This window comes from Promicromonospora iranensis (assembly GCF_028994805.1).
GTDB lineage: Bacteria > Actinomycetota > Actinomycetes > Actinomycetales > Cellulomonadaceae > Promicromonospora > Promicromonospora iranensis.
In genome coordinates, this window is record NZ_JAJQQP010000008.1 from 106,534 (window position 1) to 129,883 (window position 23,350).

Genomic DNA, 23,350 nt, shown 5'->3' on the forward strand with positions numbered 1-23,350 from the left:
CTACGTGGGCGGTGACACGGTGTCGCACGGTGGCCACGAGTGGCGCGCCAAGTGGTGGACGCAGGGCGAGACGCCCGCGCCGTCCGACTGGGGGGTGTGGCAGGACCTGGGCGCCTGCTGACACTCACCCGCCTAGTCAGTTGGCGAAGTAGTCAGTTGCCGAGGTAGTCATACAGCGAGGTAGTCACTCAGTTCACGCTGGGTGACTACCTCGCTGCATGACTACCTCGGCGTATGGGGTGCAAGGACGTTGGCGTTCACGACAGAGTGGGGGCGTGGACGACAGCCCCGGCGCCCCGCAGGACGAGCCGCCGCGCGACAGGCTCCCGCACGACGATGCCTGGTTCAGCGCGCTCTTCGACGCGCACTCGCGTGCGCTCTACTCGTACTTCGTCCGTCGACTGCCCGACGGCGGTCGCACCTCCGACGCCGAGGACCTCGCCGCGGAGGTGCTCGCCACGGCGTGGCGACGGCGCGACGACGTGCCCGACGGCGCCGAGCTGCCGTGGATGTACCGGACGGCCGGCTACGTGCTGGCGAACCACCGACGCAAGATGCGGGCGCTGCCCGTCGCCGTCGTCCCGGACGAGCCGGACGACGTGGATCCCGCGACCTTCGCCGCCGCGGACGACGCCGTCCGCCAGGTGCTGTCCCAGCTGTCCCCGCGCGACCGGCGCATCCTGCTGCTCGTCGCCTGGGACGGGCTCTCCGGCGACGATCTCGCCCAGGTGCTCGGCGTCTCCCGCGGCGGGGCCGACGCGGCGCTGTCCCGCGCGAGGGCGCGGCTCCGCGACGCCTGGGACGCACACGAGCAAGCGGTGGACGCATGAGCACATGTAGAGGGTGTGCACGGTGCGCAGCCGAGCACGGCACGGAGGGACGGCGATGAACGAGCACGAGCGGCTGGAGGACCCGGCGTTCGCCCGCCTGGTGGCGGCGGACCCCGCGAGGCGTGCGCCCGACCCGGCGCAGGGTGTGCTCCGGGCGAAGGTGGACGCGCTGATCGCCGAGCAGGCCGGGCAGCGGCCGGCCGGGGGAGCGGAGCACGGAGCCGTGCGGCGTGAGGCCACCGGGCACGAGCGGTCGGACGAGCTCGCGCTGCGGCGGCACCGGCGCCGGACGCCGTGGCTGGTCGCGGCCGCGGTGGCCGGCATCGTCGCGGCGGGCGGAGGCGGCTACGTGGCCGGGGAGTCGGGGCTCGGCTCCCCGCCCGCGTCCGACACGGTCGGGAGCGCCGACCAGGCGCCGTCGGTCATGTCGGAGCGGGACGAGGGCGGCGAGGAGGGCGGCGAGGAGAGCGGGGCCGCACCCGAAGGCCTGCAGCCGCTCATCGCCGGCGGCGACCTGCCCGCGGCGACCGGGTACGTGTTCCATGCCGGGGCCGCGCTCTCGGAGGTGCCCCGGACGGCGGAGGTGCGTGTCGCCGGGACGCACGGTGAGAGCCTCGGCTCCTATCCGGTGGTCAGCGAGGTCGAGGCCGTCGAGCGGCTCGGCGACCCGCGGTTCGCCGGGGCGGTGCTGGGCCGGCCGTCCCCGCCGCGGGAGGAGACCGGGCCGACGGCGACGCCGGTACCGGGCGGACCGCTCGCCTGGCCCGTCGAGGACGTGACCATCGTCGCGGCGACCCTCACGGAGGTGCGCTACGCGCTGCCCGACGGCACGGTGCTGTTCGTCCCTGCCTACGATCTCGCTGATGCAGAGGGTGGCAGTTGGACCGTCATGGCCGTTGATGATGACAAACTTGACTTTGCTCTGTGACGAGACGGCCTGCCCGGTAGTGTCGCGAACGCAGTAACAGTTGAGAACACTTCTCGTCACACAAGGAGCGCAACCATGGCAACACGTACCGCCCGCACCGCCTGGAACGGCACCTTCACCGAGGGATCGGGGCAGGTCGAGATGTCGTCGTCGGGCGTCGGCACGTACGACGTGTCCTGGCCCGCGCGTACCGCCGACCAGGCCGGCGGCGTCACCAGCCCCGAGGAGCTCCTCGCGGCGTCGCACTCGTCGTGCTTCACCATGGCGTTCACGAACGAGCTCGGCTCCGCCGGCGCGACGCCGGAGCAGATCGAGGTCACGGCGGACGTGACCCTCGGGCCGGACCCGGCCGGCGGTGTCCGCATCACCCAGAGCGCCCTGACGGTACGCGGGTTCGCGACGGGCATCGACGAGGCCGGCTTCAAGGCCGCCGCCGAGGCCGCCAAGACCGGCTGCCCGATCTCGAAGGCGCTGACCGGCGTCGACGCGATCACGGTGGACGTCACCTTCGAGGGCTGACCCGCCCCGTCGGGGGTCGGGCTGGTCGAGACCCGTCTCGGCCAGCCCGACCCCGAGGGCGCGAGCTCGGCCCGTGGGTGCCACGCCCGTGAACGCATGGCGCGATCTGTCTCCTCGTGGTGCGAGAATCGCGACGTGCCATCGCCTACCCACGACGCCCCGTCCCGGAACGGTATGAACGACGACGACCGCGTTGCGCACGGCTCGAAGGGCCACACCGCTGACGACGCCGAGGCCGCCCGCGCCGCGCGCGAGAAGGCCGAGGCCCGCGCCGCCGAGGAGGCGGAGCGTCGCCGCGCCGAGAGCGAGGAGCGGCGCAAGGCCGCACGCCGCGAGGCGGACCACGCCGCGGAGGCGGCCCGCGAGGCGGTCGCCGACGCACTGCGGATCGCCATGGACGGCGTCGTCGACACCAGCACCCGCCGTCGCGCCGAGTACTCCACCGACGCGTCCAACTACCGCGTGGTGCCCGAGGGAGTGCTCTTCCCGGAGAGCGCCGAGGACGTCGTCGCGGCGCTCGGGGTGCTGCGCGAGCTCAAGGTCCCGATCACGGCGCGTGGTGCCGGCACGTCGGTCGCGGGCAACTCGGTGGGTCCCGGCGTCGTGCTCGACCTCGGGCGGAACCTCGACCGGGTGCTGGGCATCGACCCGGAGCGCCGCACGGCACGGGTCCAGCCGGGCACGATCATGTCGACCCTCCAGGCCGAGGCCAAGGGGCACGGCCTGCGCTTCGGTCCTGACCCGAGCACCCAGAACCGCGCCACGCTCGGCGGCATGATCGGCAACAACGCGTGCGGCCCGCACGCCGTCGCCTACGGACGCACGGCCGACAACGTGGTCTCGCTCGACGTGGTCGACGGCACCGGGCGCCGGTTCACCGCAGGGTCCGGCGACCCCGAGTTCGCCGACGTCCCCGGTCTCAAGGAGCTCGTCCGCGACAACCTCGCGCTGATCCGCACCGAGTTCGGCCGGTTCGGCCGGCAGGTGTCGGGCTACTCGCTGGAGCACCTGCTGCCCGAGAACGACTCGAACCTGGCCCGCGCCCTCGTGGGCACGGAGGGCACGCTGGTCACGGTCCTGGAGGCGGAGCTCAACCTGGTCGAGACGCCGGGCGCGCCCACGCTCGTCGTGCTCGGCTACCCCGACATGGCCACCGCCGCCGACGACGTCCCCCGCCTGCTGGACCACAAGCCGCTCGCGATCGAGGGCCTGGACGCCCGTCTGGTCGACGTCGTGCGGCGGGCCAAGGGTGACAGCTCGGTGCCCCCGCTGCCCGGTGCCACGGTGAGCGGCGTCTCCGGCTGGCTGATGATCGAGGTCGGCGGCTCGTCGCAGGCCGAGGCGCTGGGTCGTGCGGACGCCATCGTCGCGTCGTCGACGGCGCTGGACTCCCTGGTGCTGCCCGCAGGTCCGGACGCCACGAAGATGTGGCAGATCCGGGCGGACGGCGCCGGGCTCGCCGGCCGCACGCCCGCCGGGGAGCAGGCGTGGCCCGGCTGGGAGGACTCCGCGGTGCCGCCCGAGAAGCTGGGCCCCTACCTGCGGGACCTGCAGGCGCTCATGGACCGCTACGGCGTGGACGGCTTGCCCTACGGGCACTTCGGCGACGGCTGCGTGCACCTCCGGATCGACATCCCGCTGGAGACGTCGGGCTCGGTGCTGCGCACCTTCATGATCGAGGCGGCCGAGCTCGTCGCCAGCTACGGCGGGTCGCTGTCCGGCGAGCACGGGGACGGCCGCGCCCGGTCCGAGCTGCTGCCGCTCATCTACTCGCCCGAGGCGATCGCGCTGATGGAGCAGTTCAAGGCGCTCTTCGACCCGAACGACCTGCTCAACCCGGGCGTCGTCGTGCGGCCGCGGGCCGTGGACGCCGACTTGCGCCGGCCCCAGGCGGCGCCGGTGCGCACCAAGCTGCCGCTCGTCGGCAAGGGATCCGGCCACGGTGTGCGGCGCAGGTCCGGGTACGAGGGCTTCTCGTTCGCGCACGACCACAACGACCTGTCGACGGCGGTGCACCGCTGCGTGGGCGTGGGCAAGTGCCGGGCGGACACCTCGGCGTCGGGCGGCTTCATGTGCCCGAGCTACCAGGCGACGAAGGACGAGAAGGACGTCACGCGGGGGCGAGCCCGCGTGCTGCAGGAGGCGGTGAACGGGACCCTCGTCGGCGGCCTGGAGGCGCCCGAGGTGCGGGAGTCGCTCGACCTGTGCCTGTCGTGCAAGGCGTGCTCCAGCGACTGCCCGGCGGGCGTCGACATGGCGCAGTACAAGTCGGAGGTCCTGTACCGGACCTACCGCGGCAAGCTGCGCCCCGTCGACCACTACGCCCTCGGCTGGCTGCCGCGCTGGGCCCGCCTCGCGGGTGCCCTCCCCGAGCTGGTCAACGGCCTGCTCGGGGTGAAGTGGGTCGGCAAGGCGGTCCTGTGGGCGGGCGGCATGGACACCCGCCGGTCGATGCCGAAGTTTGCCGAGGTCCCGTTCCGGCAGTGGTTCGCACGCGGCGGTGCGACCCACGGCGTCCCGGGCCTGCGCGTCGCGGCCGACGAAGGGCTGGGCGTGCCCGGGCGCGAGGCCGAGACGGCGGCGCGGCTCGCGACCAAGCCCAAGGTCGTGCTCTGGACCGACTCGTTCAGCGACACGCTGTCGCCGTCCGTGCCCCAGGCCGCGCTGAAGGTGCTGACCACCGCCGGATACGACGTCATCGTGCCGTCGGAGCAGGCCTGCTGCGGCCTCACCTGGATCTCGACGGGCCAGCTCGACGGCGCCCGGCGCCGCCTGCTGAAGCTGCTCGAGGTGCTCGGCCCGTACGCGGTGAACGGCATCCCGATCATGGGGCTGGAGCCGTCCTGCACCGCGGTGCTGCGCTCCGACCTGCTCGACCTGTTCCCCGACGACCCGCGCGCGCACGCCGTCGCCCGCATGACGCGGACCGCCGCGGAGCTGCTGACCTCCGACGACACCCCTGACGAGTGGGAGATGCCGTCGCTCGCCGACGTCACCGCCGTCGTGCAGCCGCACTGCCACCAGCACTCCGTGATGGGGTTCGAGGCCGACCAGAACCTGCTCCGGCAGGGCGGGGCCACGGTCGAGGTCCTCGCGGGCTGCTGCGGCCTGGCCGGCAACTTCGGCATGCAGAAGGGGCACTACGAGACGTCGGTGGCGGTCGCCGAGAACGCGCTGCTGCCCGCACTGCGCGACGCCGCCCCCGGGACCACCTACCTGGCCGACGGCTTCTCCTGCCGCACCCAGGCGCTGGACCTGGCGGGCGTAGAGGGCAAGTCCCTGCTAGAGGTCATCGCGGACCGGCTGTAGGGGACGCCGTCCCGGAGGGCGCTGCCGAACGTAGGGTTGGTCGCTCTCTGCGGCCTCTTGAAGCGACCTGGCCTACGTTCGGCGGGCTCGAGAGCGACCAGGCCTACGTTCGATGGTGAAGGTCAGCGTCGGCGGAGAGCCGAGCCGGTAGCCGTTCGACGGCGCGGTCACGGCGGTCCGGCCGGTGTCCGTCTCGGGGTGCTCCGCCCCAGGTTGGAGGGATATCCGCCCTTGGGGTGATCCGTGCGGAGAGGTCCGTCGACAGGATGGGAGCACAGCCCAGACGAAGGAGACTCCTATGGATCGCACCACTCGCCGGGCGGCGCTGGCCCTGAGCGCGACGCTGGCGCTCGCGGCGCCACTGGTCGTCGCAGGCTCGGCGCACGCCGTGAGCACGACCGACCGGCCGTCCCCCGCCGTCACGGTTCCCGACGTCCCCGACACGGTGTCCGCCATGGTGGCCGACGCCGCCCGCGAGGCCCGGGCCGACGTCGCCGCGAACCGGACCCTGGCGCAGGGTCCGAAGGCGCCGACCGGGACGCAGCTCGACGCCGCCGTGGACGCCCTCGTGGCGGACGGCGCCACCGCGGTGACGGCTCGCGTCGAGAAGAGGGCGAAGACCTGGAGCGGTGCCGCCGGGACCCGGGAGCGGGACGGGCACGCGCCCGCCAAGCCGCGCGACCGGTTCCGCGTGGCGAGCAACACCAAGCCGATGATCGCCGCGCTGGTCATGCAGGAGGTCGAGAAGGGCACCTGGACCCTCGACACGCCCGTCGAGGACGTGCTGCCCGGCGTCATGCCGGCCGGGGTGACGATCGAGCAGCTGCTGAGCCACCGTTCGGGCGCTCCGACGGCGACGGATTGGATCCTCACCTCGCGGGTGACCGACCTGAGCTCGTACGACGAGTTCTTCGAGGTGATGGGCCAGGAGGTCACGCCCGCCGACCACATCGAGGCGCTGCAGTCCGCCCCGTGGATGAACGAGCCGGGGGAGGGCTTCTCCTACTCGAACGCGGGTTACGTGGTGCTCGGCATGATGCTGGAGGAGGTCACCGGCCGCAGCGTCGAGCGCCTGCTGCAGCACCGGGTCTTCGCGCCGGCCGGGATGTGGCAGAGCGCGTACCCGGACGAGCCGGGCACGCGCGGGCCGTTCCTCCACGAGTCGGCGTACACCGGTCCCGCGGGTCAGGGCTGGTACGACCTCGACCACTTCGACCCGAGCCTGTTCGACGCGGCGGGCGCCGCCACCAGCACCACCGAGGACCTCGCCGACTTCACCGAGGCCCTGGTCACCGGCCGGCTGGTCGGTGCGGGGACCACCGCGGACATGCTCGAGCCGCGCACCGTCGGCCAGGAGGCGTTCCCCGACTACGGGCTCGGCGTCTACCGGCTTCCCGACCCGTGCGTCCCCGGCGGCTGGCTCTACGGGCACGACGGCGCCTCGTTCGGCACCATCTCGGTCAACCTGACATCACCCGACGGTGAGCGCCAGGTGTCCCTCGGTATCACCGGGCGGGACGTCGCCTACCCGGTGCTCACGGAAGAGCCGCTGTACGACTTCAACGAGCTGCTGGTGGGAATGATGCGCGCCACCTGCTGACCTAGAACCGCCTCCCCAGCAGGCTCACATCGAAGCCAGATCGACCCCTACACAATGCATGCGACACGCCGACGACAGCGTGCATCGTGTAGGGGTCGATTTCCTGGCCTGTCGAGCCTCGCCCGGCTGAGCCAGAGCGTCGCCGTCCCCCCGGCGACAGCGGCGCTCATTCCAGCCACTCCGTCTCGAACCGGTCGTTCGCGTGGATGTGGACCGCCTCGTAGAGGTCCGCACCGAGGGTCTTGAACTTGTGCGGCACCATCGCCTCGACCACGAGGATCTGGCCACCGACGGCCTGGATCTCCTCACCGGCCACGGTGAAGAGCACCCGGCCCGACCGGATCACGAACGTCTCGGAGTAGGGGTGCCGGTGCAGGCGGGGCCCGAAGCCGTCCTGCGTGACCCGCTCGAAGATGACGGACACCTCCGATCCGTGGAGGTACCCCTCGAAGTTGTTGTGCGGCAGCGTCGCCTGCTCGATGGCCTGAAGAGTCATGCGCACAGGCTGGCGGGCGCGCCGCCACGCGGCAACCGGATTCGACGCCCGCCGAAGATCGCCGGGCCGAGGGCAGACAATGAGCCCCATGGAATTCCAGGACGTCGTCCGCAAGCGCCGGATGCACCGTACGTTCACCGACGAGCCGGTGCCGGCCGAGGCCGTCGACCGGATCACCCGCAACGCCGTCCGCGCCCCGAGCGCGGGCTTCAGCCAGGGCTGGGCGTTCGTGGTGCTGGAGACCGCAGCGGACCGGGACCGGTTCTGGGCTGCCTCGACGCCGGACACCTCGGAGCGCGACATGTCGGCGTGGCTCGCGGGGATGCGGACCGCCCCCGTGATCGTCCTCGCGCTCGCGTCCAAGGCGGCCTACCTGCGGCGGTACGCGGAGAAGGACAAGGGCTGGGAGGACCTCGACGAGTCCCGCTGGCCGGTCCCGTTCTGGCACGTCGACGTCGGTATGGCGTCGCTGCTCATGCTCCAGACCGCCGTCGACGAAGGGCTGGGCGCGTGCTTCTTCGGTGTCCCGCCGGAGCACGTGGGAGCGGTCCGGGACGAGCTCGGCATCCCTGACGAGTACGAGATCACCGGCGTCGTCGCGATCGGGCACCCGGCCGACGGTGGGGCGAAGGGCTCGCCCACCCGCCGCAGGCGCAAGCCCTTCGACGAGGTCGTGCACCGTGGCGGCTGGTAGCTGTGGTCACACCGTGGCGGCGTGCGTCCGGTCCTCGTGACGAGCCCGGGCGGCCTCGATGTCGGGGACGTGCTGTTCGGCCCAGAGTCGTACGGCGCTGAGCGGGACGAGGAGCGAGCGTCCCAGCGGGGTCAGGTCGTACTCGACACGTGGCGGGTTCTCGGCGTACTCGTGCCGACTGATCAGGCCATCGGCTTCGAGGGAGCGGAGCGTCTCGGTCAGGACCTTCGGGGTGATCCCTTGGATGTGCGCCTTGAGGTCGGTGAAGCGGCGCGGGCTGTCGGCGAGGGCGTTGACGACGAACACGGTCCAGCGGGCGCCGATGCGGTGGAGCACGGTCCGGCTCGGACAGGTCGCCGCCATCACGTCGTACGCCTTGCCCATAGGGCGCTCCCCGTTCCGTTGAAGATACCGGTATCAAATCCATACCGTGAGGTCCGATCCTACGAGAGGGAGTGGCGAACATGGAACGGATCCTGGTCATCGGCGGTGCGCGGGCGCTGGGGGCGGCGGTCGCGAGGCGTGCGGCGAAGGACGGGTACGAGGTGGTGATCGGTGCACGTGATCTGGCTGCCGCCGAGGCGCTGGCGACCGAGATCGGCGCGACGGCGGTGCGCATCGACCTGCAGGACGAGACGACGATGGCCGCCGCGGCCGCACGGCTCGTGGACGGGATCGACCACATCGTGACGACCGGCTCCGCGCCGCACGACGTCCGGGCCGTCGAGCTGGATCGCGACAAGCTGGTGGCCGCGTTCACGGCGAAGGTGATCGGACCGATGCTGGTCGCCAAGCACTTCGCGCCGGCGCTGCGGCCGAGCGGGTCGATCGTGCTGTTCTCCGGGGTCGTCGGGTGGCGGCCGGGACCGGGCTCGCTGGTCAAGGGAGTGACCAACGGTGCGGTCGAGTACCTCGCCCGCCATCTCGCGGCGGACCTCGCACCGGTGCGGGTCAACGCCGTCTCGCCCGGTGTCGTCGACTCGGGTGCGTGGGACCGGTTGGGCGACGACAAGGCCGGCTTGCTGAGCAAGAGTGCCGCTGGAACGCTGGTCGGACGGTACGGCGAGTCCGGCGATGTCGTCGAGGCGGTGATGTGGCTGCTGCGCGCCGGCTTCATCTCCGGCGAGACGGTCCACCTCGAGGGCGGCGCCCGCCACATGACCTCCTGACGGGGCGCCGCCGGGTCTCGGCTCGAGGTTCACGCCTCGTCGAGGCGCGCCCGCACGTCGTCGTCCAGGACCAGGTCCGTCGCGCCGAGCGCCTCGTCGAGCTGCGCCACGCTGCTCGCCCCGAACACCGGCACCACCGGGACCTCGCCGCCCAGCAGCCAGGCGAGCGCCACCTGGTTCGGCGTCGCCCCGATCTCGGCGGCCACGGCGCGCAGGACCGCGAGCCGTGCCCGGGACCCCGCGTGGTCCGCACCGTTGAAGAGCGACTTGTCGTCCCGCGTGAACACGCCCTGGTGCAGCGGGGAGTACGCCATCACCGTGAGACCGGGGCGGTCGGGCGTACCCGTGGAGCGGGCGTAGTCGAGCAGCTCCGGCGTCGCCCAGTTGGTCCGGATCGGCTGCGGGCGCGGGTAGACGTAGCTGTAGCACTGCTGGACGGCGCCGTAGGGCGCGACACCCAGGCGCGCGGCGGCCTCCCGCGCCTCGACGACCCGCCACAGCGCGACGTTCGAGATGCCCGGGATGCCCACGAGCCCTTCGTCGACCAGCTTGCCGAACGCGCCCACCGTCTCGTCGAGCGGCGTCTCGAGGTCGTCGACGTGCCCGTAGAGCACGTCGATGTGGTCGGTGCCCAGGTGACGCAGGCTCTCGCGTGCCTCACGGTCGATCGTCGGTGCGGCCAGCCCCTGGTAGTTCGTGGGTGGCGTGGTCGACAGCGGCAGGGCGGGGTCCTTCTTCGCCGCGCCCAGCTTGGTCGCGATCCGCAGGCTGTCGCGGTTGCCCCGCGCGGCGAGCCAGCGGCCGAGCACGTCCTCGGAGTCGCGGCCGTGCCCGCCGACCCACGCGTTGTAGTTGTTCGCCGTGTCGAGGAACGTACCCCCGGCCTCGACGAACCGGTCAAGGATCGCGAACGACGTCTCCTCGTCGGTCCGGGTGCCCATGAACATCGTGCCCAGGCACAGCGTCGACACCTCGAACGAGGTGTGCCCGTTGTCCAGCGTGCGGTACTGCATGCTCTGCTCCTTCGGCCTGCTTCGTCCCCGGGCGGTCCGGCCCGGTGCTGACCACGCTAGGCAGCGATCGGTCTGGTGCTACGGTCCAATGCCATGGCACTGGACCAGACCAATTCTGCGGACGAGGTGCTGATCGCGCTCGCGCCCGGGCCGGGAGCGCTGCGGCACCGGCTGGAGCGGGCGATCCTCGAGGGCATCGCGTCGGGTCGCCTCACGCCGGGCACCGCGCTGCCGCCGAGCCGGGCGCTCGCCGACACCCTCGGGATCTCGCGCTGGGTGGTCACCGAGACGTACGGCCACCTGGTGAGCAAGGGGGTCCTCGACGCACGGACGGGTTCGGCGACCCGGGTCGCCCCGCCCCTGGCCGACGGTGGCATGGCCGGGCCAGGGCCAGGGCCGCGACCGGGAGGGCCCGTGGACGCCGCCCGGCCGGCGGACGCGACCCGGCCGGCGGGCGGGGCTCCGGAACACGCGCCGCGCCGTGCGACGCACGATCTCGCGCCGGGGGTGCCCGACCTGCGGCACGTCCCGCGGGAGGCCTGGCTGCGGGCCGCGCGGGACGCGCTGGCGGCAGCGACGAACGACGACCTGGGCGGGCAGCCGGCCGCCGGCCACCCGGCGGCGCGCGAAGCGGTGGCGACCCATCTGCGCCGCGCGCGCATGACCTCCGGGCCGGATCGTGCGGTGGTGCTCTCCCGGGGCGCCTCGGACGGAATGTCGCGGATCGCCGCTGCGCTGGCCGCCGCCGGGCACACGCACCTGCTCGTCGAGGACCCGAGCTGGGCCCCCTTGCGCGACGTCGCCGCGGCTGCCGGTCTGGTCCCGGTCCCCGTCCCCGTGGACCACGACGGGATCGCCACGGACCGGCTGCGCAGCCAGGCCGACCGCACGGGTGCCCGGGCGGTCCTGCTCACCCCCGCGCACCAGTTCCCGCTGGGTGCCGCGCTGTCCGAGGCCCGGCGAGCGGCGGTGCTCGACTGGTCGCGGGAGGCGGACGGGCTGGTGATCGAGGACGACTACGACGCCGAGTTCCGCTACGACCGCCGTCCCGTGCCTGCCCTGCAGGGCCTGGACCCGGACCGGGTGCTGCTGCTCGGCGCGACGAGCAAGACCCTCGCGCCGGCGTTCGGTATCGGCTGGATGGTGGTGCCGGAGCGGTGGCGCGCCGCGGTGCTGGAGGTCTCCATGGGGCGCGGGCCCACACCTGGCCCGGCCACGCTGGACCAGCTCACCCTCGCCCGGTTCGTCGCGGACGGCGCCTTCGCGCGGCACCTGCGTGCGGCCCGTGGCCGCTATGCCCGACGCCGGGCCGCGCTGCTGGCCGCCCTCGACAGCGAGCTGCCCGGTGCGCGGGTCGGCGGGATCGCAGCCGGGATGCACGTGACGGTGGACCTCGCCGGCCTCGACCTGCCCGGTCTCGACCTGCCCGGAGTCGGCACCACCCGGCTCGACGCCGCCGCCGTCGTCCGGGAGGGGGCTGCCCGGGACGTCGCGCTGGTCGACCTCCGCCGGTACCAGGTCGCGCCGTCGGCCGGCTCGACGGTGCTCGTGGTCGGCTACGGCAACCTGGCTGACGCGCGCCTCGCGGAGGCGGTCGGGAGCCTGCGCGCGGCCGTCGAGGCCGCGGCAGGGTGACCCGTCACGCCCCTCTGCGCCTCACGGTTCCTGGGAGACCAGGTCGGAGACGGTCCGGTGCACGCCCTGCACGTCGCCGCGCTCGCGGGCCAGCAGCCAGGCCGCGATCTGGTTCGACGCCTCGACGACCGTGGTCGCGCGGGGCACCCGGCGTGCGTGGAACTCGGCCCACAGCTCGTCGGACAGCGCGTCGTACCTGCCCAGCACGTCGCCCAGCACCACAGCGTCCTCGAGCGCCTGCGCGGCACCCTGGGCAACGGTGGGCGGGCAGGAGTGTGCGGCGTCGCCGATGACGACCACCCGGCCGCGGTTCCACGGCTCCGCGACGACGTGGCTGGTGAACCACGTGTAGTGGACGTGCTCGACGCCCTGCTCGAGCTGGGCGCGGACGGCGTTCCAGTGGGCGCCGTACGGGCGCGCCAGCTCCGCCATGATCTTCGAGCCCTCCTCGGGCGTCATGCCCTGGCGGTCCTGCTTGTCCTCGACCAGGTACGCGTACATCGTGTCCTCGCCGGTGGGGCAGAACCCCGCGATGTAGGACGGGCCGCCGAACACGAGCTCCGTGTGGTCGGCCTCGGGCGGGCGCTTGACGAAGGCGCGGAAGATGCCCATCCCGTTCGGCTCCGGCCGGGTGGTGATCCCGATCTGCTCGCGGACCGCGGAGTTGAGCCCGTCCGCCCCGACGACGAGCTCGTGCGTCACCTGCTCGCCCCCGGCGTCCGTCGAGATGGTGAGCGTGACGCCGTCGTCGGCGTGGGTGACCGCGGTGACCCGGGCGCCGAAACGGACGTTCGCACCGAGCGCCTGGGCCCGCGCGAGCATGATCTCGGCCAGGTCGGGCCGGAACATGCCGGCGGTCGCCGGATAGTCGGGGCCACCCATCTTGTTGTCCGGCATCTCGGCGACCAGGGGCGCCTCCGGGCCGGGGGCGCGGATGCCGAGCACGTCGAACGAGAACGACCTCGCCCGCACCTGGTCCCAGACCCCGAGCCGGTCGAGCGCCCGCAGCGCGTTGCCCTGCAGCGTGATGCCGGACCCGAGAGCGCCGAGAGTCGGCTTCGTCTCGTAGACGACGACGTCGGCGCCGGCCTCCGCCAGCAGGATGGCGGTCGCCAGCCCTGCGGCTCCCGCACCGACTACTCCGACGTTCTGCACAGCACTCACGGTGACTCCCAGGTCTGCGGGCGGATTCCCGAGCGAAACGAACTCGCCGATACCGCGCAAATTACAGCAGACCGGGCACCTGCTGGCCGACGGCGGCCCGAACTTCATCCGGGAGCTGCGACCAGTCGTCGGCGGTGTCCAGGTCCACCGACGTCCCCGGGCGGTCCACGACCACCGCCTCCAGGCCCCGCGCCTCCGCCTCCGCAAGGTGGGCCGCCAGCGAGCCGATCCCGAACCGGAACCGGAAGGCACCACGTGCCGCGTCCCCGGCACGGAGCAGCAGGAGATTGGTGCCCGACCCGTACCGGTCGGTCGCGACCACCACCGGCGCGTCCGTGGCGAGCAGCGCCACGACGTCCGCCGGCGAGAGCGCCGGCAGGTCGGCGTGCGCCACGAGCAGCGGCCCGGGGCCGCGCGCGGTCAGCACCTCGCGCGCGTGCTCCAGCGCGCCGTTCAGCCCTGGCCGGCCGGCGGGCTGCTCCAGCACCTCGACCTCGAGCCCCGCCAGCGTCTCCCGCGTGAAGACCGGGTCCGCCGTCACCACCACCACCCGCCCGACCCCGTCCGCGGCGAGCAGCGTCGCCACCACGTGCCGCGCCAGCACCCGGACGAGCCGCCGCCGCGAGCCGCCGTCGAGCACCGCGGCCAGCCGCGACTTGCCCGACACGCCGTCGCGGAGCGGCACCACCGCCGTCGTGCCCCGGCCCGGTGGCCGGACGCCGGTCACGCCAGCGCCAGCAGCTCGCGGGCCAGGCGCTCGCGGCCGGGCGGGCCGCCCATCACGGTGTCGGTGACGTGCACGGTCAGGCCGAGGTCGGCCACCGGGCCGGCGAGGCCCGCGTCCCGCTCGTCGATCACCATGACGTCCACGAGGTCCGCATAGATCCGGGCCACGCCGAGCGCCGACACCTCGTGGCCCAGCGTCTCCAGGATCTGGGCGGCCGGGCCCTTGATCGCCTGTCCGCCCACGATGGGGCTCACCGCCACGCGGCGGCCGGAGGCGGTGGCGAGCGCTTCGCGGACGCCGTGCACCGCGAGCAGCGGCTCGATCGACAGGAACGGGTTCGACGGCGCGAGCACCACCAGCTCCGCGGCCAGCGCGTCGAGGACGCCGGGGGCGGGGCGGGCGGCGTCGGCCCCCTCGAAGTGCAGGCCGAGGACGGCGTCCGCGTGCTGCCGCCCCACGAAGTACTCCTGGAACCCGAGCCTGCCCGACGGGGTGTCGACGAGGGTGGCGAGGTGGTCGTCGGTGACGGGCACGACCCGCGGCCCGACGCCCATCGCGCGGGCGAGGTGCGCGGTGACGGCCGACAGCGGTTCACCGCGGTGCAAACGCTGGGTGCGGACGATGTGGGTGGCGAGGTCACGGTCGCCGAGCGTGAACCAGGTGTCCTCGCCGAGGTCCCGCAGGGCGGACAGGGTCGCGTAGGACTCGCCGCGCAGGCCCCAGCCCCGTTCCTCGTCGTTCAGGCCCGCGAGGGTGTACACGACCGTGTCGATGTCGGGGGAGATGGCGAGACCGTGGAGCTCGGTGTCGTCGCCGACGTTCACGACGACGGTGAGGGACGGTGCGCCGAGGGCGAGATCCAGGCCGTGCGCGAGCCGCGCACCGCCGACCCCGCCCGCGAGAAGGGTGACGTTCACGCGTCGAGCCTACGTGTGGGGGCAGACTGGGTACATGGCTGTCTTCGCGTTCTCCGTCGCCCCCATGACCGCAGGCGAGTCCGTCGCCGACCACGTTGCCGAGGCTGTCCGCATCGTCCGGGAGTCAGGACTCCCGAACCGGACGACCTCGATGTTCACCGAGATCGAAGGGACCTGGGACCAGGTGATGCCCGTGATCCAGCGCGCCACCGACGCCGTGTCTCGCGGCGGGCACCGTGTGTCACTGGTGATCAAGGCCGACATCCGCCCTGGCGCGCCCGACGGGCAGATCGCCAGCAAGATCACCCGGGTCGAGGAACGGCTCGCCGCCGACGAGTCGGAGACCGGTCATTCCTGAGCGCCGTGCTCGTGACAACTGTCACGACACCTTCACCCCCGTGTTTCCAGTCTCCGGCTCCCGGCCTTTAGGCTAAGGCGGACCAATGCCGCAGGACCCCGGGAGATCACGAGATGCCACTGTTCGAGGTCGACACCCAGCGGCCCCTCCTCGTGACGTCCACGAACGGCGCGGACGGTTCGGAACCGGGACTGAAGACCACCGCGAACCAGGTGGTCGACTCCCACATCGACGGGCTCCTCGGTGAAGAGGTGTTCCCGATCGCTCAGGGGTCGGGCCCGGACGAGCCGCACCTGCTGGCGCTCGACGCGTCGGGCTCCCCGGTCGTCGTGGAGCTGGTCGCGGACCTCGACCGCGAGAACCTCGCCAAGGCACTCGACCACGCGGGAGCCGCCGGCCGGCTGACGCGGGCGGACCTCGCCGCGCGCTACAGCGGCGGCGCGAGCTCGTTCCAGCACGACGTCGCCGCCTTCTACGACAGCGTGCCGATCACGCGCACGCAGGGAAAGAACGGCGGCAGCGGCGCTCGGCTCATCATCATCTGCCAGAACGCGCCCGACGAGATCCTCAACGCCGTCGACTTCCTGCGCCAGCCCACGATGCCCGTCGAGGTGCTGAAGATGGGCGTCGTGAACTCGAACGACGGCCGCAAGTTCCTCGACGTCTCGCCGCTCGTCGTGCATCTCCCGCCGGGCCTGCCCGCGCCCAAGTCGGCGCCGATCGGTGGGTCCATCACGGCTTCGATGGAAGGGTCCGTCAGCGGCTCGATGGGCACGGGCGTCACCGGTGGGGTCGCCGGTGGTTCCGCGCCGCCCAAGGACGCCTTCGAGGAGGGCGTCAAGGTCGGCTACGCGCTCACCGGCAAGATGCCGGTCGTGGCGCAGGCGCCGCAGTCCCGCGCCCCGCAGGCCCCGCCGTCCCGCGCGGAGCGCGCCGCGCGGCAGGCCCCGGCCCGCGCCGACAACCCGACGCCGCTCGCCGACAACCCGGTCTCCGGCCCGACCAACGCGGCGACCGGTCTGCGGTCGAGTCTTCGGGGTGGCGCTGCCCGTGGCAGCACGCCCGAGCGTTCCACGGCCGGCAACACGTCCGAGCGGGTGGCGGGCACCCGTGCCGGGCGCCGCGCCCAGGCCGCCGCCACCGTACCGGACGCCACGCAGGCGCCCGCGGACCCCGGCAGCACGCCGAGCGCCCCGGTGTCCTCGGTGCGTCCCGGCGCGGAGTCCCGCCCGACGCCGAGCACCCCGCCGCGGCTGGCGTCCAGCCGTTCCTCGCTCGGCGACGTCGCCGCCCCGGCGCCGGCCGAGCCGGCACCGTCCGTCCGTCGCCGCTCGCGCACCGACCGGTTCGCGGCGTCGACCCAGCCCGACGGGCCGACGGCCTACCCGGCGTCGGACCCGACGCCGTCCGCCGCGCCGAACTATCCGCCACCGCCCGCGCCGCAGCCGGAGCCGGCGGAGGAGAACCTGTGGCAGCCGCCGTCGTACGACGACGCCCCTGCCTTTCCCGGTGCGGGCTCGAACCAGCCCGACGACTTCGACATCACCAGGCCCCGCTTCACCCAGGAGCCCGCGTACAGCGCGGAGTCGGCCTTCGCGCCCGCCCCGCAGACGTACGGGTACACCCCTGAGCCGGCGGCCGGGTACGGCGACCAGAACGGCTACGGCTACGGCGAGCAGCCGGGGTACACGCCCTACGCGGACAACGTGGCCCCGGTGGTCACGGAGCAGAACCCCTGGGAGTCCGGCGGCTACATGGCCGGCCCCGACGACGGTTACGGGCAGACGGCGTTCGCCGCGGACCCGTACCCGTCGAGCGCCCCCGAGGCGCCGGCCCGCCCCGTGCCGCCGAGCGAGAGCATCCGGGCCAGCACCCCGATGCTGTTCGAGGAGGAGGACGACCCCGACCTCGAGGCGCTGGCCCGCAGCATCGGCACCCCCACGCGCATCGTGTGGTCGCGCCCGCGCCGCAACCAGCACTTCGAGGCGATGCTCCTGCCGGACGGCGCCATCGAGCTCGCCAACGGCGCTCGGTACCGGCACCCGGACTCGGCTGCGACGGCGGCCTCGGGCTCGTACACGGCCGACGGCTGGAGCGTGTGGCGCCTCGGCGACACCGGTCCCACGCTCGTCGAGGAGTTCTCCCGCCGGTTCGCCTGAGCGGAACCGCAGGCTCAGGCGATACCCACAGAGCCTGACCTCAGCCCGACGCGCGCACCACGAGCTCGGGCACGAACGTCTCCGAGCCGCCCGCCGGCTCGCCGTCCGGCTCCTGGGCCCGTCGGAGGGCGGCCAGCAGGAGCCGGGCCATGGCCTCGGCCATGTCCTCGACGGGCTGACGCACCGTCGTCAGCGGCGGATGGGCCTGCGCGGCGACGCTCGAGTCGTCGAAGCCGACGACCGCGACGTCCCGCGGCACCTCTCGGCCCGCGGTGCGCAGCGCCGTCGACACGCCGTCGGCCATGAGGTCGTTCGCCGCGAAGACGCCGTCGACGTCCGGCCTGGCGGCCAGCAGCTCCCGGACCGCGGCCTCACCGCCCGGGCGGGTGAAGTCGGCGGTGACCACCTCGGGCTCCGGCAGCCCGGCGGCCCGCACCCCGTCCAGGAACCCCTGGAGCCGCGCGTGCCCGAACGGCGCGTCGGACGGCCCGGCGACCACGGCGAGCCGCGTGCGCCCGGACGCGGCGAGGTGCGCCGCGGCGAGCCGGCCGCCGGCGGCCTGGTCCAGGTCGACCCAGGCGACCCCCGGCAGGGTGGTGCGGGTGGAGAGCACCAGCGGCACGGAGAGCGCGGCGAGCCGGGCGGGCAGCGGGTCCGCCGAGCTGGACGTGATGAGGAGCACCCCGTCCACGTGCCCCTGCCGTACGTACCGCACCACCTGGTCGTGCGCGGGCGGGTCGGCGGGGATGATCGCGAGGTGGATGTCGCGGGGCCGCAGCACGGTCTGGGCGCCCGCGGTCACCCGCCCCACGTAGGGGTCGGTGAAGAGCCGTTCGAGGAACGGCAGCGGCGAGCGCTGCTCCGGCGGCTCGGAGACCACGAGGGCCACCGAGCCGGTGCGCCGCGTCACGAGTGACCGGGCAGCCAGGTTCGGCACGTAGCCGGTCTCCTCGATCGCCCGGCTCACGACCTCGACGATCTCCGGGTCGACGGTCGGCACCCCGTTGATCACGCGCGACACGGTCGCGCGCGAGACTCCCGCGACGGAGGCGACCGCCTCGAGCGTAGGCCGCCCGGCCCCAAGATTCTGCACTCGCCCAGTTATACCCCCTCGTTGAGTGCTGGGTATTTGTGGGTCTGCGGGCCCGAGACCCACAAATACCCAGCACTCAACGAGGGCAGTGGTTATTGGTAGACGCGGACGTAGTCGACCAGCATCCTCGACGGGAACGGCGTGGTGGCGTCCGGCGGGCCGGGCCAGTCACCGCCGACGGCGAGGTTGAGGATCATGTAGAAGTCGTGGTCGTAGACCCAGGGCCCGCGCGTCGACTCCACGGTGTCCCGGTCGGCGTAGAAGACGTCGCGACCGTCGAGGGAGAACTGGATGCCCTCGCTGTCCCACTCGGCGGCCCAGGTGTGGAAGCCGTCCGAGATCTTCGAGCCGTCGGGGAGGGAGTACCCGCCGCCGTAGCCACCGGCGCCGTTGTACGCCGGTGCGTGCAGCGTCGAGTGGGCGCGAGTGGGGTCCTGGCCGATGAACTCCATGATGTCGATCTCGCCGTTGTACGGCCACGGACGGCCCTCGAGGAAGTCGGAACCCATCATCCAGAACGCGGGCCACAGGCCGCGGCCCTCGGGGACCTTCACCCGCGCCTCGAACCGGCCGTACTGGGTGTTGAACGTCCCTGACGTGTTCATCCGGTGCGAGGTGAACTGGCGTCCGTCACGGTCCTCCCGCCGGGCCTCGAGCACGAAGTTGCCCTGACCGTCGTGGAACCCGTTGCCGCTCGGGGTGTAGACCTGCTGCTCGTTGTTCTGCGGCAGGCCCGGGTCGATCGTCCACCGGGCGGCGTTCGCAGGGCTGCCCGCCGCGCCGTCGAACTCGTCGCTCCAGACGAGGTCGAGGTCGGCGAAGTCCGGGTCGGCAGGCTCTGCCGGGGGAGCGGTGGGCGCGCCACCGGTGCCGTAGACCTGGAATTCCCACAGCGAGTAGCCGTACGGGCCGCTCCGGTCGCGCATGTGCACGCGGACATGCCGGCCTTCGGCGTCGAGCGGGATGGTCTGCCTGAAGCCCGTGCCGCCGGTGGTGGTGTGCACGCTGCGCCAGGTGCTCCCGTCGTCGGAGACCTCGATGTCGAAGGTGGTGGCGAACGCCGGGTCCCACTGCAGCACCACGCTGCTGAGCTGCGCGGCGGCGCCGAGGTCGACGGCGATCCAGCCCTCGTCGACCCAGCCCGTGTCGGGGTCGACGGCCCAGCGGCTGGCGGGGTCGAGGTCGAACGCCTTGTCGGGCGAGCACTGCCAGCACGTGCCGTCGTCCTGCGAGCTGGAGGCCGTGCCCGCCTTGCCGTACGAGAGCAGCGTCGTGTCGCCGGGCTGCCCGACGCCGCCGGCGCCGAGCACCTGCAGCTCCCACAGGGAGACACCCCACTGCGTGGCGCGCTGGGTGACCCACAGGCGCAGGTAGCGCCCGCTGCCGTCGACGTCGAGGTCCTGGTCCCCGCCGGTCCCGGTGGTGGTCGAGTAGATGGTGGACCAGGTGCTGGCGTCGTGGGAGACCTCGATCCGGAAGCCGGACGCGTACGCGCCCTCCCAGTCGAGGACGACCCGGTCGATGGCCTGGACCGAGCCCAGGTCGACGCGGATCCACTGGTTGTCGGCGGCGGCGCTGGACCAGCGGGTGCCGGGGTCGCCGTCGACGGCGTTGGCTCCGGTGCTCCAGGTGAACTCGGTGCTGGACGTGGTGACGGGCCGACCCTGGGAGAGCGGCTCGGCGGCGGCCGTCGCCACCGGGAGCTGGGTGAGCGCACCCAGCGCGAGGAGGGACGCGGCGGACGCCGCGGCCGCGAACCGGCGGAGATGTTTGCGCATGTGACGTGCTCCTTCGAACGTCGGACAGGCAGGGGCGAGAGCGCAGCGAGAGAGCGCTCTCTCGGACACTGTCGCGGACCCGCCCGTCACAGGTCAAGGGTTTGGCCCGAACTCACTGACAGAGTTGTCAGTAAAAAGCCGGACGCTCAGGTCACCGCGGTGACCTGAGCGTCCGGCACGGCACCGGCGGCGCGGCTCAGGGCCGCACGACGACCTTGCCGAACTGGGCGCCCTGGTTCAGCCGAGCCAGCCCGTCAGCTGCCTGCGCGAGCGGCACCTCGGCGTCGATCACCGGGCGGACGCCGGTGCGGGCGCAGAACCGGGCGAGCGCCCCGAGGTCCTCCCGTGAGCCCATGGTGACGCCCTGCACCCGGATCTCCTGGAAGAAGATGCGGGTCAGCTCGGCCGGGGGAGCGTCGCCCGACGTGGCACCGCAGACCAGCACCGATCCGCCCGGGCGCACCGAGCGGATCGAGTGGGCCCAGGTCGCCTGCCCCACGGACTCCAGCACGGCGTCGACCCGCGCGGGCAGGCGCGCACCGGTCTCGACGGCGCCCGCGGCGCCCAGCGCGACGGCCCGCTCGCGCTTCTCCGCGGAACGCGACGTCACCCAGACCTCCAGGCCGGCCGCCGTACCAAGGGTGATCGCCGCGGTGGCGAGGCCGCCGCCGGCGCCCTGCACCAGCACCCGGTCACCCGGTGCGAGCCCGCCCGCCGTGAACAGCATGGTGTACGCGGTGAGCCAGGCCGTCGGCAGGCACGCGGCCTCCTCGAACGACAGCTCGGCCGGCTTGGGCACGAGGTTCGCGGTCGGCACGGCCACCCGCTCGGCGAGGGTCCCGGGGTAGCGCTCCGAGAGGAGCGACCGCGGCTCCTTCGGCCCGACGCCGTGGCCGTCGGCCCCGATGACGCCGTGCACGATCACCTCCGTGCCGTCCGGCGTCACCCCGGCGGCGTCGGTGCCGAGGATCATCGGCAGCTGCTGTTCCTTCAGCCCCACACCGCGCAGCGACCAGAGGTCGTGCTGGTTCAGGCTCGCGGCCCGGACGTCCACCGTGGTCCAGTGCTCGGTGGCTTCCGGTTCAGGGCGGTCACCCACCTCCAGACCGTCGAGCGGGCTGTCGGGCGAGAAGCTGGTCACGTAGGCGGCAAGCATCTGGCGACCCTAACCGACGCCGGACCAGCCGGCCGGGACGGTACCCAGCCGCACCCGCTGCGGATGGTCGCCCACCGGCACCGACGTGATCCTCTGCCCGGTCCCGAAGTCGATGGACGTCACCTGGTCGGCGCCCGACTCCGAGACCACGCACGCCTCGCCGTCACCGGTCACGGTGGACCAGTACGGCTTGTCGACGTCGACCAGCGGCCCTTCCTCGAGCGTCGACCGGTCCACGACCACCGCGTAGTCGTCCATGGTCCCGGCGACGCACAGGTGCTCGCCCGTCGGCTGCATGGTCAGGCCATGGTGCCGTGAGTCGTTGACCATCTCGGAGCGCCGGCCGTCGAACACCCGCGGCAGCGTCGTGACCCGGGTGATGCGGTCGGTCGCCACGTCGTACTCCAGGAAGCCGCCGAAGTAGGACACCTGGAAGTACAGCTTCGACTCGTCCGGGCTGAACGTGGCCGGGCGGACGGCGTCGGACAGGTGGTCCAGCCCGGCGTCGTCGAGCCGGTCGCGCATGTCGATCTCGCGCACCACCTCGAACGTCTCGGCGTCGGCCACCGTGATGACGCGGTCGCCCTTGAGGAAGTCGAGCGCGGGGTCGTCGAGGCCGTTGTTGACCTCCCCGATCGACATGTTCCAGATCAGGCCGTCCGCCGTGTAGATGTTCTCGTGCGGCTTGTCGCCGGTGGGGAACGACCCGGCCTCCGCGCCGGTCTCGATGTCGAGCACGTGCACCCGGTTGCCCGTCGACGCGGAGACGGCCACCTGCGTCCCGTCGGGCGACACGGCCATGTGGTCGGCGCGGAGGCCGGACACCGGGAACCGCCACTCGACCTCGCCGGTCGTGAGGCTGATGGAGACGACGTCGGCGAAGCTCGGCCGGGAGACCACCAGCGACGAGCCGTCCGGCGTGGTGTACATGTCGTCGGCGAACTGGTCGTGGCCCTCGCCCACGGTCTCGCGGATGACCAGGAAGGCGGCGAGCCGGATCGGGTCACGATAGATCTCGCGCATCCGCTGCGCGCGGTCCGGGATCACGTCGACCTCGCCGACCGGTGTGAGGTCGGGCCCCGAGGACAGCACCGAAGCCGTGCCGTCCCAGTTGTTGGCGACGAACAGGACCTCGTCGAGGGGCGGGTCGGCCTGCGCGGGCGCGGCGGCCGCAGCCGCACCGGACGTCACGAGGCCCAGCGAGGCGAGGATCGAGAGGGCACGGATGGAGAGAGCACGGCGATGTGTCACTGAACGCTCCTCTTCGTCGAGCTGATCGGCGATGACCAGCTCGACGAAGGCTACTGGAGGTGCATTCAGTAACGAAAGGTCACCCGGTGGTCACTGCGCGGCGACGTCGAACATCCAGGAGATGCCGAACTTGTCGGTGAGCTGCCCGTAGTAGTCGCCCCACGGTGCGAGCTCGAACGGCTGCCCCGGCGTCGCGCCGTCGGACAGCTTCTCGTAGGCGTCCTTGATGTAGTCGTGGTCCTCGGGCCCGCCCGTCAGAGCGACGGTGACGCCTGCGGACGGCGCCACGTACTCCATGAACGACGGCGTGTCCGACGCCATGATCGTGAGGCCGCCCGGGGTGTCGAGCTGCCCGTGCATCACGAGGTCCTTGTCCTCGTCGGGAGTGGGCATCCCCTCCATCGGGGTCCCACCGAACGTGCTGACGTCGAGCTCACCGCCGAGCACGGACCGGTAGAAGTCCAGGGCAGCCTTGGCCTCGGACCGAAAGCTGAGGTACGGATTGAGCTTTGCCATGCTGGCCACGCTAGACCTGGGGTCTGCGGCCTGCTCGG

The 23,350-nt window shown here is 72.9% G+C and carries 22 protein-coding genes; 11 read left to right on the plus strand and 11 right to left on the minus strand.

The window, feature by feature from the left end; translation table 11 throughout:
* The first annotated feature begins 19 nt into the window (after positions 1–19).
* From LUM46_RS14985 to LUM46_RS15010, 6 genes are all read left to right on the plus strand, one after another.
* Positions 20–121 (plus strand): carbohydrate-binding protein, encoded by a 102-nt coding sequence (locus LUM46_RS14985; RefSeq protein WP_274995158.1) that lies wholly within the window; start codon positions 20–22, stop codon positions 119–121.
* 154 nt (positions 122–275) lie between these two features.
* Positions 276–830 carry an RNA polymerase sigma factor gene (locus LUM46_RS14990; RefSeq protein WP_274994919.1) on the plus strand — a complete coding sequence of 185 codons (555 nt, stop codon included), beginning with the start codon at positions 276–278 and terminating at the stop codon, positions 828–830.
* 55 nt (positions 831–885) lie between these two features.
* On the plus strand, positions 886–1,758 hold the full coding sequence (locus LUM46_RS14995) for a hypothetical protein (protein ID WP_274994920.1): 873 nt from the start codon (positions 886–888) through the stop codon (positions 1,756–1,758).
* A gap of 75 nt (positions 1,759–1,833) precedes the next feature.
* Positions 1,834–2,277 (plus strand): OsmC family peroxiredoxin, encoded by a 444-nt coding sequence (locus LUM46_RS15000; protein WP_274994921.1) that lies wholly within the window; start codon positions 1,834–1,836, stop codon positions 2,275–2,277.
* Positions 2,278–2,670: 393 nt separating this feature from the next.
* Positions 2,671–5,586: an FAD-binding and (Fe-S)-binding domain-containing protein gene (locus tag LUM46_RS15005; protein ID WP_274995159.1), complete on the plus strand. Its 2,916-nt coding sequence runs from the start codon at positions 2,671–2,673 to the stop codon at positions 5,584–5,586.
* Between the two features lie 298 nt (positions 5,587–5,884).
* Positions 5,885–7,186 carry a serine hydrolase domain-containing protein gene (locus LUM46_RS15010; RefSeq protein WP_274994922.1) on the plus strand — a complete coding sequence of 434 codons (1,302 nt, stop codon included), beginning with the start codon at positions 5,885–5,887 and terminating at the stop codon, positions 7,184–7,186.
* A 166-nt stretch (positions 7,187–7,352) separates the two neighbouring features.
* Here the strand turns inward: LUM46_RS15010 and LUM46_RS15015 are convergent, their stop codons facing one another.
* Positions 7,353–7,682, minus strand: coding sequence for a cupin domain-containing protein (locus LUM46_RS15015; RefSeq protein ID WP_274994923.1), 330 nt, complete (start codon positions 7,680–7,682; stop codon positions 7,353–7,355).
* A gap of 88 nt (positions 7,683–7,770) precedes the next feature.
* Between LUM46_RS15015 and LUM46_RS15020 the strand changes: the two genes are divergently transcribed.
* Positions 7,771–8,376 carry a nitroreductase family protein gene (locus LUM46_RS15020; protein WP_274994924.1) on the plus strand — a complete coding sequence of 202 codons (606 nt, stop codon included), beginning with the start codon at positions 7,771–7,773 and terminating at the stop codon, positions 8,374–8,376.
* A gap of 6 nt (positions 8,377–8,382) precedes the next feature.
* Here LUM46_RS15020 and LUM46_RS15025 read toward each other — a convergent pair whose 3' ends face one another.
* Positions 8,383–8,760, minus strand: a complete 378-nt coding sequence (locus LUM46_RS15025) for a winged helix-turn-helix transcriptional regulator (protein WP_274994925.1) — start codon at positions 8,758–8,760, stop codon at positions 8,383–8,385.
* A gap of 80 nt (positions 8,761–8,840) precedes the next feature.
* On the opposite strand from LUM46_RS15025, the gene LUM46_RS15030 reads away from it, so the two are divergent.
* On the plus strand, positions 8,841–9,545 hold the full coding sequence (locus LUM46_RS15030) for an SDR family oxidoreductase (RefSeq protein WP_274994926.1): 705 nt from the start codon (positions 8,841–8,843) through the stop codon (positions 9,543–9,545).
* Positions 9,546–9,574: 29 nt separating this feature from the next.
* On the opposite strand, the gene LUM46_RS15035 is transcribed toward LUM46_RS15030, so the two are convergent.
* Positions 9,575–10,558, minus strand: a complete 984-nt coding sequence (locus tag LUM46_RS15035) for an aldo/keto reductase (protein WP_274994928.1) — start codon at positions 10,556–10,558, stop codon at positions 9,575–9,577.
* A gap of 93 nt (positions 10,559–10,651) precedes the next feature.
* On the opposite strand from LUM46_RS15035, the gene LUM46_RS15040 reads away from it, so the two are divergent.
* On the plus strand, positions 10,652–12,193 hold the full coding sequence (locus tag LUM46_RS15040) for an aminotransferase-like domain-containing protein (protein ID WP_274994930.1): 1,542 nt from the start codon (positions 10,652–10,654) through the stop codon (positions 12,191–12,193).
* Positions 12,194–12,214: 21 nt separating this feature from the next.
* Here LUM46_RS15040 and LUM46_RS15045 read toward each other — a convergent pair whose 3' ends face one another.
* From LUM46_RS15045 to cofD, 3 genes are all read right to left on the minus strand, one after another.
* Positions 12,215–13,357, minus strand: a complete 1,143-nt coding sequence (locus LUM46_RS15045; protein WP_274994931.1) for an FAD-dependent monooxygenase — start codon at positions 13,355–13,357, stop codon at positions 12,215–12,217.
* A 61-nt stretch (positions 13,358–13,418) separates the two neighbouring features.
* On the minus strand, positions 13,419–14,084 hold the full coding sequence (cofC, locus tag LUM46_RS15050) for a 2-phospho-L-lactate guanylyltransferase (protein ID WP_274994932.1): 666 nt from the start codon (positions 14,082–14,084) through the stop codon (positions 13,419–13,421).
* Positions 14,081–15,001: a 2-phospho-L-lactate transferase gene (cofD, locus tag LUM46_RS15055; protein ID WP_274994933.1), complete on the minus strand. Its 921-nt coding sequence runs from the start codon at positions 14,999–15,001 to the stop codon at positions 14,081–14,083. Before cofD ends, cofC begins: the two co-directional genes overlap by 4 nt.
* Positions 15,002–15,035: 34 nt before the next feature.
* Between cofD and LUM46_RS15060 the strand changes: the two genes are divergently transcribed.
* Together LUM46_RS15060 and LUM46_RS15065 are read left to right on the plus strand one after the other, a co-directional pair.
* On the plus strand, positions 15,036–15,359 hold the full coding sequence (locus LUM46_RS15060) for a thiamine-binding protein (protein ID WP_274994935.1): 324 nt from the start codon (positions 15,036–15,038) through the stop codon (positions 15,357–15,359).
* Between the two features lie 113 nt (positions 15,360–15,472).
* A complete protein-coding gene (locus LUM46_RS15065) occupies positions 15,473–17,518 on the plus strand; it encodes a restriction system modified-DNA reader domain-containing protein (protein ID WP_274994936.1) in 2,046 nt (681 codons plus the stop codon).
* 40 nt (positions 17,519–17,558) lie between these two features.
* Here the strand turns inward: LUM46_RS15065 and LUM46_RS15070 are convergent, their stop codons facing one another.
* The 5 genes from LUM46_RS15070 to LUM46_RS15090 all read right to left on the minus strand — a co-directional run bounded on the left by LUM46_RS15070 (position 17,559) and on the right by LUM46_RS15090 (position 23,312).
* Positions 17,559–18,611, minus strand: coding sequence for a LacI family DNA-binding transcriptional regulator (locus LUM46_RS15070; protein ID WP_274994937.1), 1,053 nt, complete (start codon positions 18,609–18,611; stop codon positions 17,559–17,561).
* Between the two features lie 92 nt (positions 18,612–18,703).
* Positions 18,704–20,389 (minus strand): discoidin domain-containing protein, encoded by a 1,686-nt coding sequence (locus LUM46_RS15075; protein ID WP_274994938.1) that lies wholly within the window; start codon positions 20,387–20,389, stop codon positions 18,704–18,706.
* A gap of 196 nt (positions 20,390–20,585) precedes the next feature.
* Complete coding sequence (locus tag LUM46_RS15080; protein WP_274994939.1) at positions 20,586–21,545, minus strand: zinc-binding dehydrogenase; 960 nt, start codon at positions 21,543–21,545, stop codon at positions 20,586–20,588.
* Positions 21,546–21,554: 9 nt separating this feature from the next.
* A complete protein-coding gene (locus LUM46_RS15085) occupies positions 21,555–22,796 on the minus strand; it encodes a YncE family protein (RefSeq protein ID WP_274994940.1) in 1,242 nt (413 codons plus the stop codon).
* Between the two features lie 90 nt (positions 22,797–22,886).
* The gene (locus tag LUM46_RS15090) at positions 22,887–23,312 is read right to left on the minus strand and encodes a VOC family protein (RefSeq protein ID WP_274994941.1); all 426 of its coding nucleotides are present in this window, start codon (positions 23,310–23,312) and stop codon (positions 22,887–22,889) included.
* Positions 23,313–23,350: the final 38 nt, after the last annotated feature.

Coding starts and splice junctions, on each gene's coding strand:
- LUM46_RS14995 (WP_274994920.1), top strand. CDS start 886: ATGAACGAGCACGAGCGGCTGGAGGACCCGGCGTTCGCCCGCCTGGTG.
- LUM46_RS15080 (WP_274994939.1), bottom strand. CDS start 21,545: ATGCTTGCCGCCTACGTGACCAGCTTCTCGCCCGACAGCCCGCTCGAC.
- LUM46_RS15020 (WP_274994924.1), top strand. CDS start 7,771: ATGGAATTCCAGGACGTCGTCCGCAAGCGCCGGATGCACCGTACGTTC.
- LUM46_RS15005 (WP_274995159.1), top strand. CDS start 2,671: ATGGACGGCGTCGTCGACACCAGCACCCGCCGTCGCGCCGAGTACTCC.
- LUM46_RS15025 (WP_274994925.1), bottom strand. CDS start 8,760: ATGGGCAAGGCGTACGACGTGATGGCGGCGACCTGTCCGAGCCGGACC.
- LUM46_RS15000 (WP_274994921.1), top strand. CDS start 1,834: ATGGCAACACGTACCGCCCGCACCGCCTGGAACGGCACCTTCACCGAG.
- LUM46_RS15015 (WP_274994923.1), bottom strand. CDS start 7,682: ATGACTCTTCAGGCCATCGAGCAGGCGACGCTGCCGCACAACAACTTC.
- LUM46_RS15040 (WP_274994930.1), top strand. CDS start 10,652: ATGGCACTGGACCAGACCAATTCTGCGGACGAGGTGCTGATCGCGCTC.
- LUM46_RS15030 (WP_274994926.1), top strand. CDS start 8,841: ATGGAACGGATCCTGGTCATCGGCGGTGCGCGGGCGCTGGGGGCGGCG.
- LUM46_RS15010 (WP_274994922.1), top strand. CDS start 5,885: ATGGATCGCACCACTCGCCGGGCGGCGCTGGCCCTGAGCGCGACGCTG.
- LUM46_RS15035 (WP_274994928.1), bottom strand. CDS start 10,558: ATGCAGTACCGCACGCTGGACAACGGGCACACCTCGTTCGAGGTGTCG.
- LUM46_RS15075 (WP_274994938.1), bottom strand. CDS start 20,389: ATGCGCAAACATCTCCGCCGGTTCGCGGCCGCGGCGTCCGCCGCGTCC.
- LUM46_RS15060 (WP_274994935.1), top strand. CDS start 15,036: ATGGCTGTCTTCGCGTTCTCCGTCGCCCCCATGACCGCAGGCGAGTCC.
- LUM46_RS15090 (WP_274994941.1), bottom strand. CDS start 23,312: ATGGCAAAGCTCAATCCGTACCTCAGCTTTCGGTCCGAGGCCAAGGCT.
- LUM46_RS15065 (WP_274994936.1), top strand. CDS start 15,473: ATGCCACTGTTCGAGGTCGACACCCAGCGGCCCCTCCTCGTGACGTCC.